This window comes from Corynebacterium sp. HMSC055A01 (assembly GCF_001809405.1).
GTDB classification, from domain to species: Bacteria; Actinomycetota; Actinomycetes; order Mycobacteriales; family Mycobacteriaceae; genus Corynebacterium; species Corynebacterium hesseae.
Genome location: NZ_KV797536.1, coordinates 79,384 through 95,023, shown reverse-complemented (window position 1 = coordinate 95,023; position 15,640 = coordinate 79,384). Strand labels below are relative to the sequence as shown.

At 61.4% G+C, this 15,640-nt stretch carries 12 protein-coding genes and 1 tRNA gene; 4 read left to right on the top strand and 9 right to left on the bottom strand.

Annotated features, from left to right (window positions below; translation table 11 throughout):
• Positions 1–108: 108 nt before the first annotated feature.
• A tRNA-Arg gene (locus HMPREF2604_RS02505) sits at positions 109–182 on the top strand.
• Between the two features lie 202 nt (positions 183–384).
• On the opposite strand, the gene HMPREF2604_RS02500 is transcribed toward HMPREF2604_RS02505, so the two are convergent.
• The 8 genes from HMPREF2604_RS02500 to HMPREF2604_RS02465 all read right to left on the bottom strand — a co-directional run bounded on the left by HMPREF2604_RS02500 (position 385) and on the right by HMPREF2604_RS02465 (position 10,086).
• Complete coding sequence (locus HMPREF2604_RS02500) at positions 385–825, bottom strand: hypothetical protein (protein WP_070562987.1); 441 nt, start codon at positions 823–825, stop codon at positions 385–387.
• A gap of 309 nt (positions 826–1,134) precedes the next feature.
• A complete protein-coding gene (locus HMPREF2604_RS02495; RefSeq protein WP_154737117.1) occupies positions 1,135–1,341 on the bottom strand; it encodes a hypothetical protein in 207 nt (68 codons plus the stop codon).
• A 182-nt stretch (positions 1,342–1,523) separates the two neighbouring features.
• Positions 1,524–1,817 carry a molecular chaperone GrpE gene (locus tag HMPREF2604_RS02490; protein ID WP_070562985.1) on the bottom strand — a complete coding sequence of 98 codons (294 nt, stop codon included), beginning with the start codon at positions 1,815–1,817 and terminating at the stop codon, positions 1,524–1,526.
• A gap of 66 nt (positions 1,818–1,883) precedes the next feature.
• On the bottom strand, positions 1,884–2,393 hold the full coding sequence (locus tag HMPREF2604_RS02485; protein ID WP_070531202.1) for a MarR family winged helix-turn-helix transcriptional regulator: 510 nt from the start codon (positions 2,391–2,393) through the stop codon (positions 1,884–1,886).
• A 24-nt stretch (positions 2,394–2,417) separates the two neighbouring features.
• Positions 2,418–4,991 (bottom strand): AAA family ATPase, encoded by a 2,574-nt coding sequence (locus HMPREF2604_RS02480; protein WP_070562981.1) that lies wholly within the window; start codon positions 4,989–4,991, stop codon positions 2,418–2,420.
• A 2-nt stretch (positions 4,992–4,993) separates the two neighbouring features.
• Positions 4,994–6,118, bottom strand: a complete 1,125-nt coding sequence (locus HMPREF2604_RS02475) for a metallophosphoesterase family protein (protein WP_070562977.1) — start codon at positions 6,116–6,118, stop codon at positions 4,994–4,996.
• Between the two features lie 62 nt (positions 6,119–6,180).
• Positions 6,181–7,014: an SWIM zinc finger family protein gene (locus HMPREF2604_RS02470; RefSeq protein WP_070562974.1), complete on the bottom strand. Its 834-nt coding sequence runs from the start codon at positions 7,012–7,014 to the stop codon at positions 6,181–6,183.
• On the bottom strand, positions 7,015–10,086 hold the full coding sequence (locus tag HMPREF2604_RS02465; RefSeq protein ID WP_070562971.1) for a DEAD/DEAH box helicase: 3,072 nt from the start codon (positions 10,084–10,086) through the stop codon (positions 7,015–7,017).
• 242 nt (positions 10,087–10,328) lie between these two features.
• Here HMPREF2604_RS02465 and putP point away from each other — a divergent pair, with 242 nt between their 5' ends.
• The 3 genes from putP to HMPREF2604_RS02450 all read left to right on the top strand — a co-directional run bounded on the left by putP (position 10,329) and on the right by HMPREF2604_RS02450 (position 13,251).
• Positions 10,329–11,891 carry a sodium/proline symporter PutP gene (putP, locus tag HMPREF2604_RS02460; protein WP_070562968.1) on the top strand — a complete coding sequence of 521 codons (1,563 nt, stop codon included), beginning with the start codon at positions 10,329–10,331 and terminating at the stop codon, positions 11,889–11,891.
• Positions 11,892–12,217: 326 nt separating this feature from the next.
• Positions 12,218–12,760, top strand: coding sequence for an HNH endonuclease family protein (locus HMPREF2604_RS02455; protein WP_070524985.1), 543 nt, complete (start codon positions 12,218–12,220; stop codon positions 12,758–12,760).
• A 47-nt stretch (positions 12,761–12,807) separates the two neighbouring features.
• On the top strand, positions 12,808–13,251 hold the full coding sequence (locus tag HMPREF2604_RS02450; protein WP_070562964.1) for a DUF2269 domain-containing protein: 444 nt from the start codon (positions 12,808–12,810) through the stop codon (positions 13,249–13,251).
• 112 nt (positions 13,252–13,363) lie between these two features.
• On the opposite strand, the gene HMPREF2604_RS02445 is transcribed toward HMPREF2604_RS02450, so the two are convergent.
• On the bottom strand, positions 13,364–15,379 hold the full coding sequence (locus HMPREF2604_RS02445) for a DEAD/DEAH box helicase (RefSeq protein WP_070562961.1): 2,016 nt from the start codon (positions 15,377–15,379) through the stop codon (positions 13,364–13,366).
• Positions 15,380–15,640: the final 261 nt, after the last annotated feature.

The window sequence follows — 15,640 nt, the reverse complement described above, 5'->3', positions numbered from 1 at the left end:
TACTCCGGCCGCTGCTTCTTTCCCACCACACCCCCATCGGCGCTAGGCCAATTACTGCGCTTCAGTCTTTATAGGTTAGAATCGCATCGTTGGCATTTCGCCAGCAATGCCCTTGTAGCTCAGCGGATTAGAGCATCGGTTTCCGGTACCGAAGGTCGCAGGTTCGATCCCTGTCAGGGGCACTTTTTCATGCCCGCCTACCCCGAATCGGCCAGTACGCCCCGGCCCACTTTTTACGACGCCACGTTTGCGGGTGGGCGGCTTGTCACTTTTTGCATCTCCCCAGACCTGAAACCCGCAACCTGCAGGTGGGCGTCGCCTAGCGCTTACCAACGCCCCACCACCCACCAGGAGGTTTCGGGATCGAGGTCTGGGGATATGGAACTATCGCAAGCGCGCCTCTACATCCTCGACCACTTGCTTTGGATTCTTCGCCGAGGCAACAAGAGCGTTTGAGCCGTACTCGAAGCGCACCGTCGGCCCAGAGACGATATAGGCTGGTGCGCCATCGACGATGCGCGGGCCCGCACCTTCTTTAAGCCCCGTCTCAGGACCGATACTCACCCCGGTGATCTCGCGCAGGGGAATTCTCTTTGTGAAGACGCCAAAGACGGACACCGCAACCTCGCCATCGTTGACGGCGATCTTCACCCGCATCAGCAGGCAGGCCACGGTTGCAATGATGACTAGGGCACCAAATAGGATTGCTGCCCACGTGGAATCAATCATCGTGGGCACCACCGCTGCCACGACGGCAAGGCCAACGACTATTCCCATCCACAGGAGCGGACCGTTGAGATAGCGAATGTAGATGCGAGAGTCCATGGAGTTCAGGCTATCGGATTAACGCTCTCTCGGACGAATACGCCCTTCGCGCTCACCGAAAGGACGGGCGGCGGCTGATCATGGAACGACGGTGAGCGCGAAGGGCGTAGGAGTCATCATGTCTCGAGACATCGCACTCGGAGATTAATTCTCAGGCTTAGCAGTGGCTCAAGCCGCCTGATGGATCCACGGCACGAGTTAGAGAGATGAGCCTGGTGATAAAGAGGAAGCCCCAGCAGGCAAATCTGCTGGGGCTTAAAGTCAAGCTGTTCTCCCCTTTGCCAGGCGGCAGCGAGGGAGCGAACCAGGTTACTGGGTGATGTACTGGTTGACGATCGGCTGGGTGATGTCCAAGGTGCCGTGCTCGATGTAGTACATGCCGAACATCATGGCGCCCAGCATCACCACGGAGAGAAGCATGGAGGGAATCCACTGAACGAAGACGGATACCCAGCCGTCAGCCTTGTCACGTGCAGCTGCTTCGCGCTGCTCCTGAGCCAAATCGCGCTCGACCATTATGTTTTGTCCTTTCACTTAGCTCCCCTAGCCAGATAGCGCTCTCGCTCAAGCTGCCTCTGAAAAGCGCGGGGATGCTCGCCCTTTAACACAGAGTATCTTAGCAGTTTAAACAGAACCGCCCGTAGTTAAACCCAGTAAATCTAGCCGCCATCCACCTTTAGTATGACACCGACTGTGGGTTAGACCCCAGGGTCTTCGTTGTTGTTGAGCGCTTCGACGAATCCCTCGCGGTCTTGGAACATACGCTCAATATCCTCATCCGCGCCGATAATCCACAGCTGCGAGGCGTCATCGAAGGTCAGCGCGCCCTCCGGGTGCTGCTCGAGGGCCGCCTCAAGCGCGGTGGCTTGTTCCTCGGAGAGCTCATCCAGATCATCGACCGGGCCTACTTGGGTGCTGAGCTCTTTCAGCGGAGTAATGCGGTACGTAGCGTACTGGCGCTCGGGATGCTCAAACAGTTCTTGTCCCATCATGGTGCGGACAGATCACCTCCAGGTGAGTAAACGGTCGAAAACTAACACTACCCGTACGAAGCACAACTAGTCGGTGTGAATACCCAAGCGCTCATCCGGCACGAAGCCGTCATATCCCGGAAGGTTGCTTTCTGAAAGGACGCCCTCGCAGAAACGCAGGACCGCCGGAGCGTCGGCAGGATCGAGGTGATCAAAAACCATGCGGCGCACGGACTCGACGTGCTCAGGTACCGCCGCCTCTAGACGCTCCCGGCCGGACTTCGTCATGACGACCTCCACGCCACGCGCATCGCCCGCACACTTTTCCTTGCGCACCAAACCCCGTTTTTCCATGCGGGTGATTTGGTGGGAGGCGCGGGAGCGGTCCCACTCCAACTCCGTGCAGAGTTCGCGCAGGCGCCGCGTGTGCGCGGGTGCTTCCGAAAGAGAAACAAGCACCGAAAACTCCGCGGCTGAGATATCGCCGCAGGCCAACAGGGTCTCCTCCATACCGCGATTGATCTTGCGAATGCTAGCTAGAATGTGGCGCCACAGGTCCTGTTCGCTTTCGGTGAGCCATCGAGTGTCCGCTGTCATGGCTCATACCCTACACTCCGGGACTTAGGCCCTTGTAAGTTTCTCCATATCTAGCTCCATTCGCCCAGGCACCCAGGAATAGCGCTGCGGCATACAGGTCAGCACGATGACCTGAGTGCTTTTCCCCGCCTTACTGAACAGCGCCGCCATGAGCTGAAGGCGCTGGGAGTCCGTGGAACCCAACGCATCATCGATCAGTACAGGCACCGGTTCATCGGACACCAGCTGAGCTATGGCGAAGCGCGTCAGGATGCTCAACTGCTCTTTAGCACCGCCAGAGAGCGCGTCAAAAGACACGGTCTCACCGTCGCGGCTGCGAGCTTCGACCTTGAGCTCTTCCGACAGCTCGAAGTCCACATCCCCACCGAAGACTGTTCGCGCCAAGCTATTGAGCGCTGTGACAAACGGCGCGGCATAGCGCTGGCGCGCGGCGTCACGGTGGCGCAGCATGAGAGTGCGCAGATAACGCGCAGCCTCCGCGCGACGCTCGATAGCGGCGTGGCGCTCACGAGCAACCTCGAGCTCGGCTGCGGCTTTCTCCGCATCCTCAGCCGCACCGGAATGCATATCGATGAGTCCCCGGAACTCGCGCATGTCACCGACCGCTGCATTCACCGCTGCCTTCAGGGAATCCACGTGTGTACGCGCTCCCTTGGCAAGATGCTCGGCGGTGTCCACGTCTACCGCGGACATCTCCGCCAGTACTTCTCTTTCTTCCTGCAGCTTGGCCTGTGCTGCCTCGATAGCCGTGGTCACGTCGGCATCACTGAGCTGAGCACGGGCGGCCTCCACGGCTGCGGCCTTGGCATCGCGCTGAGCGGTTGCCTCCTCCGCGCGCACGGTGGCTACCTCTAATGCCGCGCCAGCCTTGTTCTCACGGTAGGGTGCCACAGCGCGGTCGAGTTCATCGAGCTTCCTGCGTAGCTCCTCTTCCTCCTGCTCCACCACGTCCAGCTCTCGCGGTTCCGCGGCCTCCTCAGCGCCCTCGACGTCCTCAGCCTCTTCTGCGCTGGCCTCAAAACGCGCACGCAGTTCACCGAGGTCCTCCCCTCCCAACGCGGCAGCCAGTTCGCGCGCCGCGGAATCCGCGGCGGATGCGAGTTCGGTGTGTTTCTCGTGAGCGGCACGGGCGGACTCGAGGTCTTCGCACCCGGCGTCCTCAAGCAGGCGCGCAAGCTCAGCGCGAGCCTTCTCCACGCCTTCCTCGCCGCTTTCGCCGGCACCTGCGGCATAGCGGGCGGTGACCTCGCCTACCTGAAGGGTCGTGCCCTCACGCAACTCGACTGCAAGTTCTTCACCGCTTTCCAGAGAGCGTTCCTCGCCATCGACGGCGACGGAGCCTTTCCCGGAAAAGTACAGCTTGGCAGCAGCCGCCGCTCGCAGGCGCTCCTGGACAGTGACCTCACGAGCCGCGTCTTCCAGTGCTTTCAAGTTTGGTACGTCTGGAGCGGCAGCCAGCTCACGGCGGCGCGACGCCAAGGTCTCTTCCAGCTTGGTCAACGCTTCGAGGCGGGTGCCCAAGGCCTCACGTTCTGCGCGCCGCTGCGCGCGGCGGGCGCGCTGGCGCTCCTGGCGCACGGCCTCATAACGCTTGTGCACCTCGGCGCGTTCTTCTTCCAGCTTCGTGCGGGCGGCGGACTCTTCCTCGGCGCGCTCGCGGGCTTCGCTAACAGCAGTTGCGGCACGCTCGGCCGCTTCAACCGCTGCGGAGTGCTCAGCAATCACAGCCTTGCGCCGCGCCGATTCCTCCTCCGCGCGCGTCACAGCTTCCGCGGCCCGGGTCACCGCTGCCTCCTGCGCCGTGACCTTCTCCTGTGCGGCCCGGGCGGCGACTAGTTCGCCGTCACGGCGCTCGCACTCTTCTACGGCCTCCGGCAATGCCGCTTCGGCCTCGGCCTTCTTCAGCTCGGCGGCTTCATAGCGCTCCACCACGCCGTCGAGCTCTCGTAGCGCGGACTCAGCCTTCGCGCGCTCCTCCTCCGCCTCTGACAGCGTGGCGATCGCGGCCTTATAGTCCCCCGCCGGCTTGTCCGTCTTCGCGGTGAAATACTCCTTGTACTCCGCCTCGATGCGCGTGAGCAGCTCGGAGTCTTCCGCCACGGCATTCGCCCCGGTCTGCTCCTCTAGCGCCGCAGTAAGGGAAGGAATGCCCACGGCGGCGATGCCATCGTGGCTATCGTCTTGGCGGACGAAGAGGGCGTCGACAAGCGCGCGGTCCATATGTTCACTGAGAATGCGCTCGAGCTCCCCATCCGCTTCCGCACCAGTCCACTGGCCCGGGCGCGGGGAGAACACATGCAGCTCCGAGGTGCGCTTTTTCACCCACCGCTTGTGGATGCGGAAATGATAGGGACCCACGGTGGCCTCCAGCGTGACCTCGGGCCCCACATCGCGGCCGGCGGGCTGCAGCGCCCTCACCGCCTTAGAGTTGGCGGTGTGTTTTTGCGTCAGCACAAAATCAATAGACTCCACCAGTGTGGATTTGCCAGCCTCGTTCGGCCCGCCGATGACCACCACACCGGTTTCTGGGAGGTCCTTGACCTCCAGGTGATCCACGCCCCGGACATTATTGAGTTCAACAGAATGTAGCTGCATCATGATTAAGCTCCCTTCGCGCTGAGGCGGAACAGCAGGTTGGCGGCGTCGCGGGCGGTGGGGTTGTCTAAGTCCTCAAGCAGCTCCGCCAGGGCATCCGCGGCATAACCGCTCAAGCTCAACTCGCTGAGCTCCTCTTCGGAGGGCGCCAGATGCAGATCCATCGTCCTCTCGCGCGGCTTGAGGGAGGCAAAAACCTCCTCCAGTTCAGCCAGCCCCTGCTCAAGACGAGCCTGCGCGCTCAGGCCCACGGTGCCACGCAGGCTGTATTTCACCGCGGTGCGGATCTTCTCCGGCACGGCGTCTAGCTCCGCAAGAAAAACCTCGACCTCCTCCAGTGAGTTAACGTCCGCATCAATCGCCCGGAAGTCCCAGCGACCGACGCGGTGCTTGGCGACGTCCACCCGCTCCCCCTCAACGGTCACCACCAAGGCATTGCCCGAATCGCGCTCCCTATCGTCGAAGGCCGTGGTCTCCGGGCTGCCGGAGAACCACACCTTGCCGGTACGGCCCAGCGATTCCGTGGAGTGCGTATCCCCCAAGGCCAGATAATCAATAACGCCTTTATCCAGGCACTCCTCCACGAAGGAGAGGTCAATCGTATCGGCATCCGAGTCCTCGCCCTCGCCCGCGCGGGACTCCACCTGGCCATGCCCCACCGCGATGCGAACCGTGGCCTCATCGGCAGGCTGCAGCGGCTCCAGCGCGCGGCGAACAAGGTCATAATTAGCCCGCTTGGACAGGTAGGGAGCGCCGACGATTTCCACGCCTGGTCGCACCTCGATGGGCTCTGAATCCGCGATGACGTGCACGTTATCCGCAAAGGAGTTGAAGAAGATGGAATCCGCCACGAGAGGATCGTGGTTGCCGGGCAGCAGGTAAACCGGCACCGGCAGGCGCTTAAACATGTCCTTGGCGCGCAGCAGCGTAGATTTGCTCAAGGAGTTGTGCTCAAACACATCACCGGCCACGACGATGAACTCCGCCCCCGTCTCGGTGGCCAACTCCCCGAGCCGCAGGACCGCTGCTTCGCGGTCATCATCAAAGCGCGACTGCCCGGCGGGACTTAAAAACCAGCGTGTCATTCCCAGCTGGAAATCTGAGGTGTGGATGAACGTAACCGCGGCCATGCAAACTCCCTACAACGTGGTCCAGGGCTGGCGCTTGAGCCTCTCCCCTGGGGTGGCAATGTCTAGTGCGTCAGATGATAGTAAAGGTCCTCGACATCGGAGACGGCCCGAAGCAAATCTATGTTCGTATGGCTGACAGACCTCATGGCCTTGCGCAGCAACTCCGGGTCGGAATCATCGACGGCGGGAGCGGTTTTCGGCTCCGGCAGGGGCGGCAATTCTCGCCCCTCCCAGAACAAGGCATTGCGCTCCTCGGCAGAGATTTCAGAGGCCGCGGAAGCTGAATAAGAGTCCTCCGAGGCCGACTTGGCCTGCTCCATGACCGCTTGCTCCAGCCGCGCAAAATCAAGTCCGCGCAGGGCGAAGATAACGGATGGGTCAGCATCCATGCGCGCGGCCAGGCGGTCCGCCACCGCCACGACGTGCTTGCACACGTACTCCGGGTCGGGGCAGGTGCAGGAGAAACGGAGGTCGTCGGGGTACTCGGCGATGAGGATGTCGAGGGAGGCGTCGGCAAGCATGCCCTCCCTGGCCTTCGCCACGGAGTTGGGGGTGCGTGCGAACATCTCCGACAGCCGCCCGATGTCCTCATTGTTGCGGTAAGGCACCTGGATGAGCACCGCGAAAGGTTCATTCTGAGAGCCCGCAACCTTGCCGTGCACAGCACCATTGCGCACGTCGAGGCCCACGACATGCCCCTCCGTGGCGTATTGGCGTCCGCGGCGAATGCGGCCGGAATCCGTCTGCTGGTTCACGAAATTGAGCAGGCGCGTGGCCGCCGGCTGCATGGTTCGCACGCGGTCGACGCGGTTGACCTCCTCCGGCGTGCTCACGCGCTTGCGGGTGCCGAAGTTGGCGTAGATGACGTTGTTGTCTTCAGGATTCTTCGGTGCCATTTACTTCTCCTGCTCCCTATAGCTCATGAGATCCGCCAGCTGCTCGGGGCTCAGTTCGGTGAGCCAGCCCTCGCCCTCGCCCACGACGGCACCGGCCAGCTGTGTCTTGCCGTCGAGGATGTCTTGGATGGATTCCTCCAAGGTACCGGCGGTAATCATCTTGTACACCTGCACGTTGCGCTGCTGGCCGATGCGGAAGGCACGGTCCGTGGCCTGGTTCTCCACCGCCGGATTCCACCAGCGGTCCATGTGCACGACAATCGACGCCGCCGTGAGGTTCAGCCCGGTACCGCCCGCCTTGAGCGAGAGCAGCATGACGGGCGCCCCGTTATCGGCCTGGAATTCCTCCACCATCTGATCGCGCCGGTTTTTGCTGACCCCGCCATGGAGGAAGGGAATCTCGCAGCCCAGTTGTTCAGAGAGGTAGGGCTGGAGAACGTCGCCGAAGGCCTTGTACTGGGTGAAGATCAGAACGCGCTCCTGAGATTCGATGGCCTGGTCGATGATCCGCATGAGCTCCTCCACCTTGCCGGAGCGGTGCTTGCCCTTGATGGTGACGGGGCTACCATCGGCCAAGAAGTGCGCCGGGTGGTTGCAGATCTGCTTGATGCGCGTCAGTGATGCCAGGATGAGGCCGCGGCGCGAGATGCCCTCCTTCTTCTTCGCCAGGGCCTGCTCCACGTCATTGACCAGGGCCTTGTAGAGTGCTGCCTGTTCATCGGTCATGCGCACGGTGATGATCTGTTCGGACTTTTCCGGCAGGTCATCGATGATATTCGGATCCGTCTTAAGGCGGCGCAGGATGAACGGACCGGTGAGAAGGCGCAGGCGCTCCGCCATAACATCGCTGCCCTCGCGCTCGATGGCCTTGGCAAAGTGGTTGCGGAAGAAGGAGGCCGAACCCAAGATGCCCGGGTTGCAATAGTCCAGGATGGAGCGCATCTCTGAGAGGCGGTTCTCAATCGGCGTGCCGGTCAGCGCTACGCGGTGACGTGACGGGATGGCGCGCACTGCCTTGGAGGAGCGCGTGGAGGCGTTCTTGATCGCTTGAGCCTCATCGAGGACCACGCGGTCCCACTCCACCTTGCTCAATGTGAGGAAGTCACGGCTCACCGTGCCATAGGAGGTAATGACAATATCGGCCTCCTGAGCTGCGCTGACCAATTCCTCGCCCTTCAGGCGCCCGGTGCCGTGTTGCACCATGACCTTAAAGTCGGGTACGAAGCGCGTGGCTTCCCTAGCCCAGTTGCCCACCACGGAGGTCGGGGCAACCACCAGGGTGGGCTTCCACGCCTCCGCTTCCCCCGCTGTTTCATGGGCGGCCTTTTCCACCGCCAGCAAAGACAGCAGCTGCAGGGTCTTGCCCAAACCCATGTCATCTGCGAGCACCGCGCCAATGTTGTTGCGGGACATCCAGTACAGCCAGTCCACACCGCGACGCTGGTACTCGCGCAGCTCGGCATGGACCATATCGGGGATGTCCACGCGGTCGGGTGCCGTACTATCCAGCCCACCGAGCAGCGAAGTATGCCACTCGGATCCGGTGAAGGCCACGGGGTCCTCCGCCATGGACTTCAAGGCCATCTCGCGCAGGTCTGCAAGCGTTACCGCTTCTTCTTGTTCGCCCTCGTTGAATTCTTTGCGGCGGCGCTCCACCTCGGCCACGAGCTCTTCCCAGCCGGGCTGTTCCAGCTGGCGGGCCATCTCTGCGGTAGCTGCGAGTTGCTCCAACTCCTTCAGGGCGCGTTTGCGTGCGGTATCGGCCAACTCGCGCATGTACTGCGAGATCTTGTTCAAGGCCTGGGTATCTGCCATGACCCACTCGCCGCGCAAACGAATCAGCCCGGACTTAGAAGTGATGAGCTCTTGCATTTCGGCGTCGGTAAGCTGCGTGTCACCCACCGAGAGCTTCCAGTCATAGCTGAACAGCTTCTCCATACCAATGTGCGCCTTGGTGGCGGCATCGGCCGGATCACGGACCTCCGTGGTTTCCAGCCTGGCCTTGGTCTCCATGTGGGACCAAGACTTGGGCAGCAGCACGGTGAAACCGGCCTTGCGCAGGGCAGCGGCGTCGTGGGTAACAAAATCGACGAGCTGCTCGGTGGTCAGGTACACATCCCAATCGCCCGCATTCCGGCTCGCCGGGGCGGAGTTGTACTTCAGACGCGGGGCCACGTCGAAGGCATGGCGGCGGGCCTCACGCAGCTTCTCGACGCTCCCCCGATCCAACTGGTCCTGCCGCACCGGCAGCGGCGAATCCGTACCGGAGCGCACCAGCAAGCGAATGGGCCACGCTGCGTCCTCGACGGAGTCAGTACTATTTGGCGGTTCCTCCACGAGGAAGACGAGCTGCAGGTCAACGGAGGTAATGGAATCTTTCCACTCGTTAAGCCCACGCAGCAGCTGGGCGCGCCCCTTCTTGACCGGCGCGGTTTTCAGCAAGGCCTGAGCGAATTCGTGCCAGGGCGCGGCGCGTGGGGCATCGATCTGCGGGCGCAATTGAGTATAGGCAATCCAGTGCGTGAGCTCATCGGCCAAATCATCCGAGAGCGCCCGGTTATTAATAGAAAGAATGCCGGGCGCAGAAGCTAGCATTTCCGCCAGCCAACTGCGCTCGCCCAGACCGGACGCCAGCTGCCACATCGGGTACCACTCACCCGCCTGATAGGACAGGCGGATGGTCACGCGGCCGGCACGGACGAAACGGTACAGGCCGCGATAGGCGCGGATGAGCCACAAGAGGTCCGGCGCAATAGCTGCACGCTGTTCCGCCGAAACCGCCTGGCTGTCTGTATCAAGGTATTCCAGTTTGGCCAGCGTCTCCACTGCCTCATCCGGGGCGAACATGGCCATGGGGACCATGAGGGAGACACCTTTGCCCTTCGGTGTGCGGAGGGAGACGCGCGCTCGGTTGCGGAAGGTCTTCTTGCTCAGGATGGTATCGACCACATCCGGAAAGGTTCCCTCCGGGACTGCTGAGGGCATGACGATCTTGTGCCCTTCGACCTGTTCGATCCATAGACTCAGGCCGGAGACGGGCAGCCAGAGGCCATGCAGCAGGTAAGAAGCCATAGGGGCCAGTTTAGCAGCACACCTTTGTGGGGAAAGGGTTGCAGAAAGTTCCCGATTCCTGCCCAAATACGCAATTGTTACAGTCTCGTTACATAACGGCGTAACACCAGTAAGACCGTACATTAAGCTGTGACCAAGGTAACCAAATACTGGTCAATCAGCCAATTTTCAGTTGGGTAGGGCCTTTTGCCTCGTTAGCGTGGATGAGTCCTATTCTTAATCTCAATCTCAAGGAGAGATCAGTGCAAGACTCCACTTGGTATGTCGTTGCGATGATCATCTACCTGCTTGCCATGGCCGCCATTGGCTTCTGGAGCTACAAGCAGACGGATGAGTACGACGACTACGTTCTCGCCGGCCGCGGCCTTCACCCGTTCGTAGCCGCCCTATCCGCCGGCGCCTCCGATATGTCCGGCTGGCTGCTTATGGGCCTGCCCGGCGCTTTGTTCCTGACCGGCATGTCCGAGCTATGGATGGCCATCGGCCTCCTCATCGGTGCTTGGGCCAACTGGAAGTGGGTCGCGCCGCGTCTGCGTTCCTACTCCGAAATCGCCGGCAATTCAATTACCGTTCCCTCCTTCTTTGAGAACCGCCTGCACGATAAGTCGCGCCTGCTGCGCATTATCGCGGCGGCAATCATTATCTTCTTCTTTACCTTCTACGTCTCCTCCGGCATGGTGGCCGGCGGCCGCTACTTCGAGTCCAGCTTCGGCGGTGACTACATGGTCGGCATGCTCGTCGTGGCTGCCGTGACGGTCTTCTATACCTTCGTCGGCGGCTTCCTCGCGGTGTCCTACACCGATACCGTCCAGGGCCTACTGATGTTCGCCTCTCTCATCATCGTGCCGATCATGGTGCTCTTCTCCTTGGACAACCCCGGCGAAATCTTCAGCTTCGCCGCTGAGAACCCGTACGCCACCGGTGGTGTAATTGAGAACCCCGATTACTTCTCCTTGTTCTCTGGTGTGTCTGCCGCCGTCATCATCGGCAACCTGGCCTGGGGCTTGGGCTACTTTGGCCAGCCCCACATCATCGTGCGCTTCATGGCGCTGCGTAAGCCTTCCGACGCCCGCGCGGGCCGCTTCTACGGTGTCAGCTGGATGGGTATCTCCCTCATCGGTGCTATTTTCGTCGCGCTCTCCGGCACGGTCTTCTTCACTGAGACCAGCCACTCCATCACTGACCAGGAGAACTACGAGACCATCTTCCTGGACATGGCTCAGGTCATGTTCCACCCGCTATTTGCTGGTCTGGTCCTGACCGCCGTTCTGGCGGCCATCATGTCCACGATGTCCTCCCAGATGCTGGTTGTTTCCACCTCCCTGATTGAGGACCTTTACCTCATCTTCGCCAAGAAAAAGCCGAGCCAGAACGTCCTGATCAACCTCTCCCGTACCGCTGTCGTGGCCATCGCCGTCATCGCTGCCGTGTTGGCCATCAACCCGTCGGATTCGATTCTGGGCCTGGTCGGCTTCGCCTGGGCCGGCTTCGGCTCCACCTTCGGCCCGCTGGTGCTGCTGTCGCTGTATTGGAAGCGACTCAACTCCACCGGCGCCATCGCCGGCATGATCACCGGTGCTGTCGTTGCGATTGGCTGGGGCATGAGCCCGCTGGGCGATACCCTCTACGAGCTGGTACCGGGCTTCATCTCCGCTCTGCTCGTGACTGTCGGCGTTTCCCTGGCCACCAAGGCTCCGGATGAGAAGGTCACCCAGGAGTTCGAGGAGGCATCCCGCCTGGCCAAGCTCGTTGAGAAGAACGATGACTTGGACTTCGAGGAGGCAGCGGAGCAAGTTCAGAAGTAAGCCTCTCCCCTTCTCCCCCTCACGCGCGAACCCCGCTCCAGCAGTCCAGTTACTGCTGTGGCGGGGTTTCGCTTGTGATTGGCTCGGATGGCTCTACATGGTCGCTACTTAAAAGGCATTTCTCAAAAGGCATTTCCCAAAAGGTGCCTTTGCTTCGAGAACGCCGTGTCCGAGCCTCTAAAAGGTGTCTTTGCCCCCAAAGAAACCTTCTTACTGATGCCTTCTGGGAAATGCCTTTTGACTGCATCCATGTAGCCCTCCCTGTGCGCTCACAGGCTTCCTGCTCATACGGGAACCGCGAACACCCCCGCGCAGTCTAAAAGTGCATGAACCTGCGCACGGTATATATAGGCTTCCTCTCCGTGGCAACCGTTGTCTACGGCGGCTATCACCTCCTCCCCGGACCTGATCTGGGCGTGGCAACCGTGCCCGCGCGCGTGGAGGTCCCCGGCTATGAACGGGAAGACTTCGGCGGATGGGCACCTGGAACACGGGACAACGTCAAGGCCGCGCAGACTATTGACGGGGCCCTCTACGATCCCTATGCCCGCGCGCCCGCGCCGGACCGCGTGGAAGTTGACCACGTCTTCCCGCTCGCGGCGGCCTGGGACCTTGGGGCATCAGTTTGGCCGCCGGATAAGAAGATGGCCTTTGCTAACGATCCGCTCAACCTCGTCGCCACCGCCCGCAACCTCAACCAGGCCAAGTCCGATTCTCTACCGGCCGATTGGCTTCCGCCCGCCGACCGTTGCGACTACTCGCAGCGGCTTGCCGCAGTGGCCCGCAAATACCAACTACCGCTGCCCTCCCGCGACTACGTGGTCATGCGCCACCAGTGTCGATTCGATTTCATCTCACCGCGCCGTTAGACTCTCGCAGGGAAAAGCCCCGTACAGAAAGGTATAAGCACCCTCCCATGACTAGCTTGCTCATCTTCCTCCACGCCTTCACCGCAATTTTGTTGGTCGGTACCGTGTGTATCTCCACCTCCGCCTTCCCCGGCCAGCTGGCAAAGGCGGCCTCCGGTGATGCTTCTGCAGCTGGTGCCGCCGGTGTCCTCAGCAAGATCACCTCGACGTATGGCTATATCTCCGCTATTGTTCCGGTCATTGGTCTAGCTGTCTTCCTTACTGACCTCAATACCTACAAGTCCCAGGTCCAGTTCCACATCGCTCTTCTTCTGGCCGTCATCGCCTGGGTTATTCTGCTCGTCGTGGTCATCCCGAAGCAGAACCAGGCCATGTCCGCGATTGCTGCCCCGGGCAGCGCTGATGTGGCCAAGCTAAAGAAGCAGCTGGCTATGTTCTCCGGCATCTTCAACCTGCTGTGGGTTGTGTGCGCCATCCTGATGTACGTCTAATCCTTCGGGTCTAGGCCCCAATAGCGAAAACCTCCCAAGCTCGCACGATGCGTGAACGAGTTTGGGAGGTTTTCTTGTGTTGCTCTAACGCCGCTGCGGCGCCGAGCGGAGGCTAGTCGCGCCAGCCGCCGCGGCGTCCACCACGATCACGGCCGCGTCCACCGCGGTCACGGTCACGGTATCCGCCACGATCACCGCGTCCACCACGTCCTCGCCCGCCGTAACCGCCGCGGCCGCGGTCATCGTCGAAGTTCCGGCGCGGCGGGCGTCCGGTATCCTTCTGAATCTTGATGAGCTGGCCGGAAATGCGGGTGTCCTTGAGACGGTCCAGCACCGCCGGGTCCAGGTTCTTCGGCAGGTCCACCAGGGTGTGGCCCACGGCGATGGTGATGCGGCCGAAGTCCTTGGAGGTCAGGCCACCTTCGTTGGCCAACGCACCCACAATGGCGCCGGGGCGCACGCCTTGGCGCTTGCCGACGTCCAGCCGGTACGTCTCAAAGTCCCCGTCCGGTCGGCGCGGGCCGCGGTCACGGTCGCGGCCACCACGGTCACGCCCGCGGCCATCACGATCGCGGTCACGCCCACGGCCGTCGCGCTCAAAGCGATCGCGCTCGCGGCGGTCCTTCTTGGACACCGGGCGCTCCTTGAGCAGGAAGTCCGTTCCGCCCTGCAGCTGCACAGCCAGGGAGGCCGCGATGTCATCCATCGCCACGTTCTCTGCCGCGGAGTATTCGCGCACCATGTCGCGGAAGAAGTCGAACTGCTTGTCCTGCTGGAAGGCACCGATGGCCGCGAAGAACTTCTCCTTGCGCTTGGCATTGACCTCATCCGCGGTCGGGAGATCCATCTCCTCCAAGCGGGCGTTGGTCACGCGCTCGATGGAGCGCAGCATGCGGCGCTCACGCGGGGTGACGAACAGGATGGCCTCGCCAGTGCGGCCAGCACGGCCGGTACGGCCAATGCGGTGCACGTAGGACTCGGTGTCATTCGGGATGTCGTAGTTGACCACGTGAGTAATGCGGTCGACGTCGAGGCCGCGGGCAGCAACGTCGGTAGCCACCAGGATGTCCAGGCGGCCATCCTTGAGCTGATCGACGGTACGCTCACGCTGCTGCTGCGCGATATCGCCGTTAATGGCAGCGGCGTTGTAGCCGGCCTCTTTGAGGCTGTCGGCCACGTCTTCGGTCGCATGCTTCGTGCGGCAGAAGACGATGATGGCGTCGTAGTCAATGACCTCGAGGATGCGAGTGAAGGCATCCATCTTGTGGCGGTGCGGCGTTAGGAGGAAGCGCTGCGTGATGTTGTCGTTGGTGCGGCGCTCCGACTTCACCGTGATTTCGGCAGGGTTGTTGAGGTACTGCTTGGACAGGCGGCGGATGGAGTTCGGCATCGTGGCCGAGAAGAGTGCGACCTGCTTGTCCTCAGGGGTGTCCTCAAGAATGCGCTCAACGTCTTCCTGGAAGCCCATGTTGAGCATCTCGTCCGCCTCATCGAGGACGAGGAAGCGCAACTGGGAGATATCCAGGGAGCCCTTCTCCAGGTGGTCGATGACACGGCCCGGGGTACCCACAATGATCTGGGCACCACGGCGCAGACCAGAGAGCTGGATGCCATAAGCCTGGCCACCGTAGATAGGCAGAACTTCGATGCGACCCAAGTGGTCGGCGAAGGACTGGAAGGAGTCCGCAACCTGGAGAGCCAGCTCGCGCGTAGGCGCAAGGACTAGGGCCTGCGGATAGCGAGCCTCGGTATCGATCTGGGAGAGCACCGGCAGTGCAAAGGCTGCGGTCTTACCCGTACCCGTTTGGGCGAGGCCGACGACGTCGCGGCCCTCCATGAGGATCGGGATGGTTTCTTCCTGAATCGGGGATGGCTTGGTAAAGCCCACCTTGGACACGGCTTCCTGAACGTCATCGGGAAGGCCGAGGTGTGCAAAACCCTGGGAGTTGTCGTTGGCTGAAGTTTCTTCAGCGCCGGTGTCCTCAGGGTTATTCGCAGCCCCGGTGTCCTGGTTCGACACCTGCGAAGCGTCCACTGCTTCGCCACCTTGCGAGTTTTCCTGAGATTCCGACTTATTGAATTCTTCCGGCTCGTTGACGCCGCCGGTGGCGTTATCGGTAATGCTCATTGCTCACACCAGAGTACGGCACTGAGGTGAGATTAGCTATTTCTCCCCACGACCTGTCTCTTCCCGACACGGCACCCCGGCACCTCGAACTTCAGCCAAGGCCCTTTAACTCAGCCCCATTTGACCCAGCCCTTTGAATCACACTTAGTCCCCGTCCGCGAAGGCCCAAAAAGACCGAAGATACCAAACCCAAAGGCACCATTTGCGGCTTCCGAAATCTAAAACCCCACGTCAATACATGTCGGTTTCTTTATACGGTGC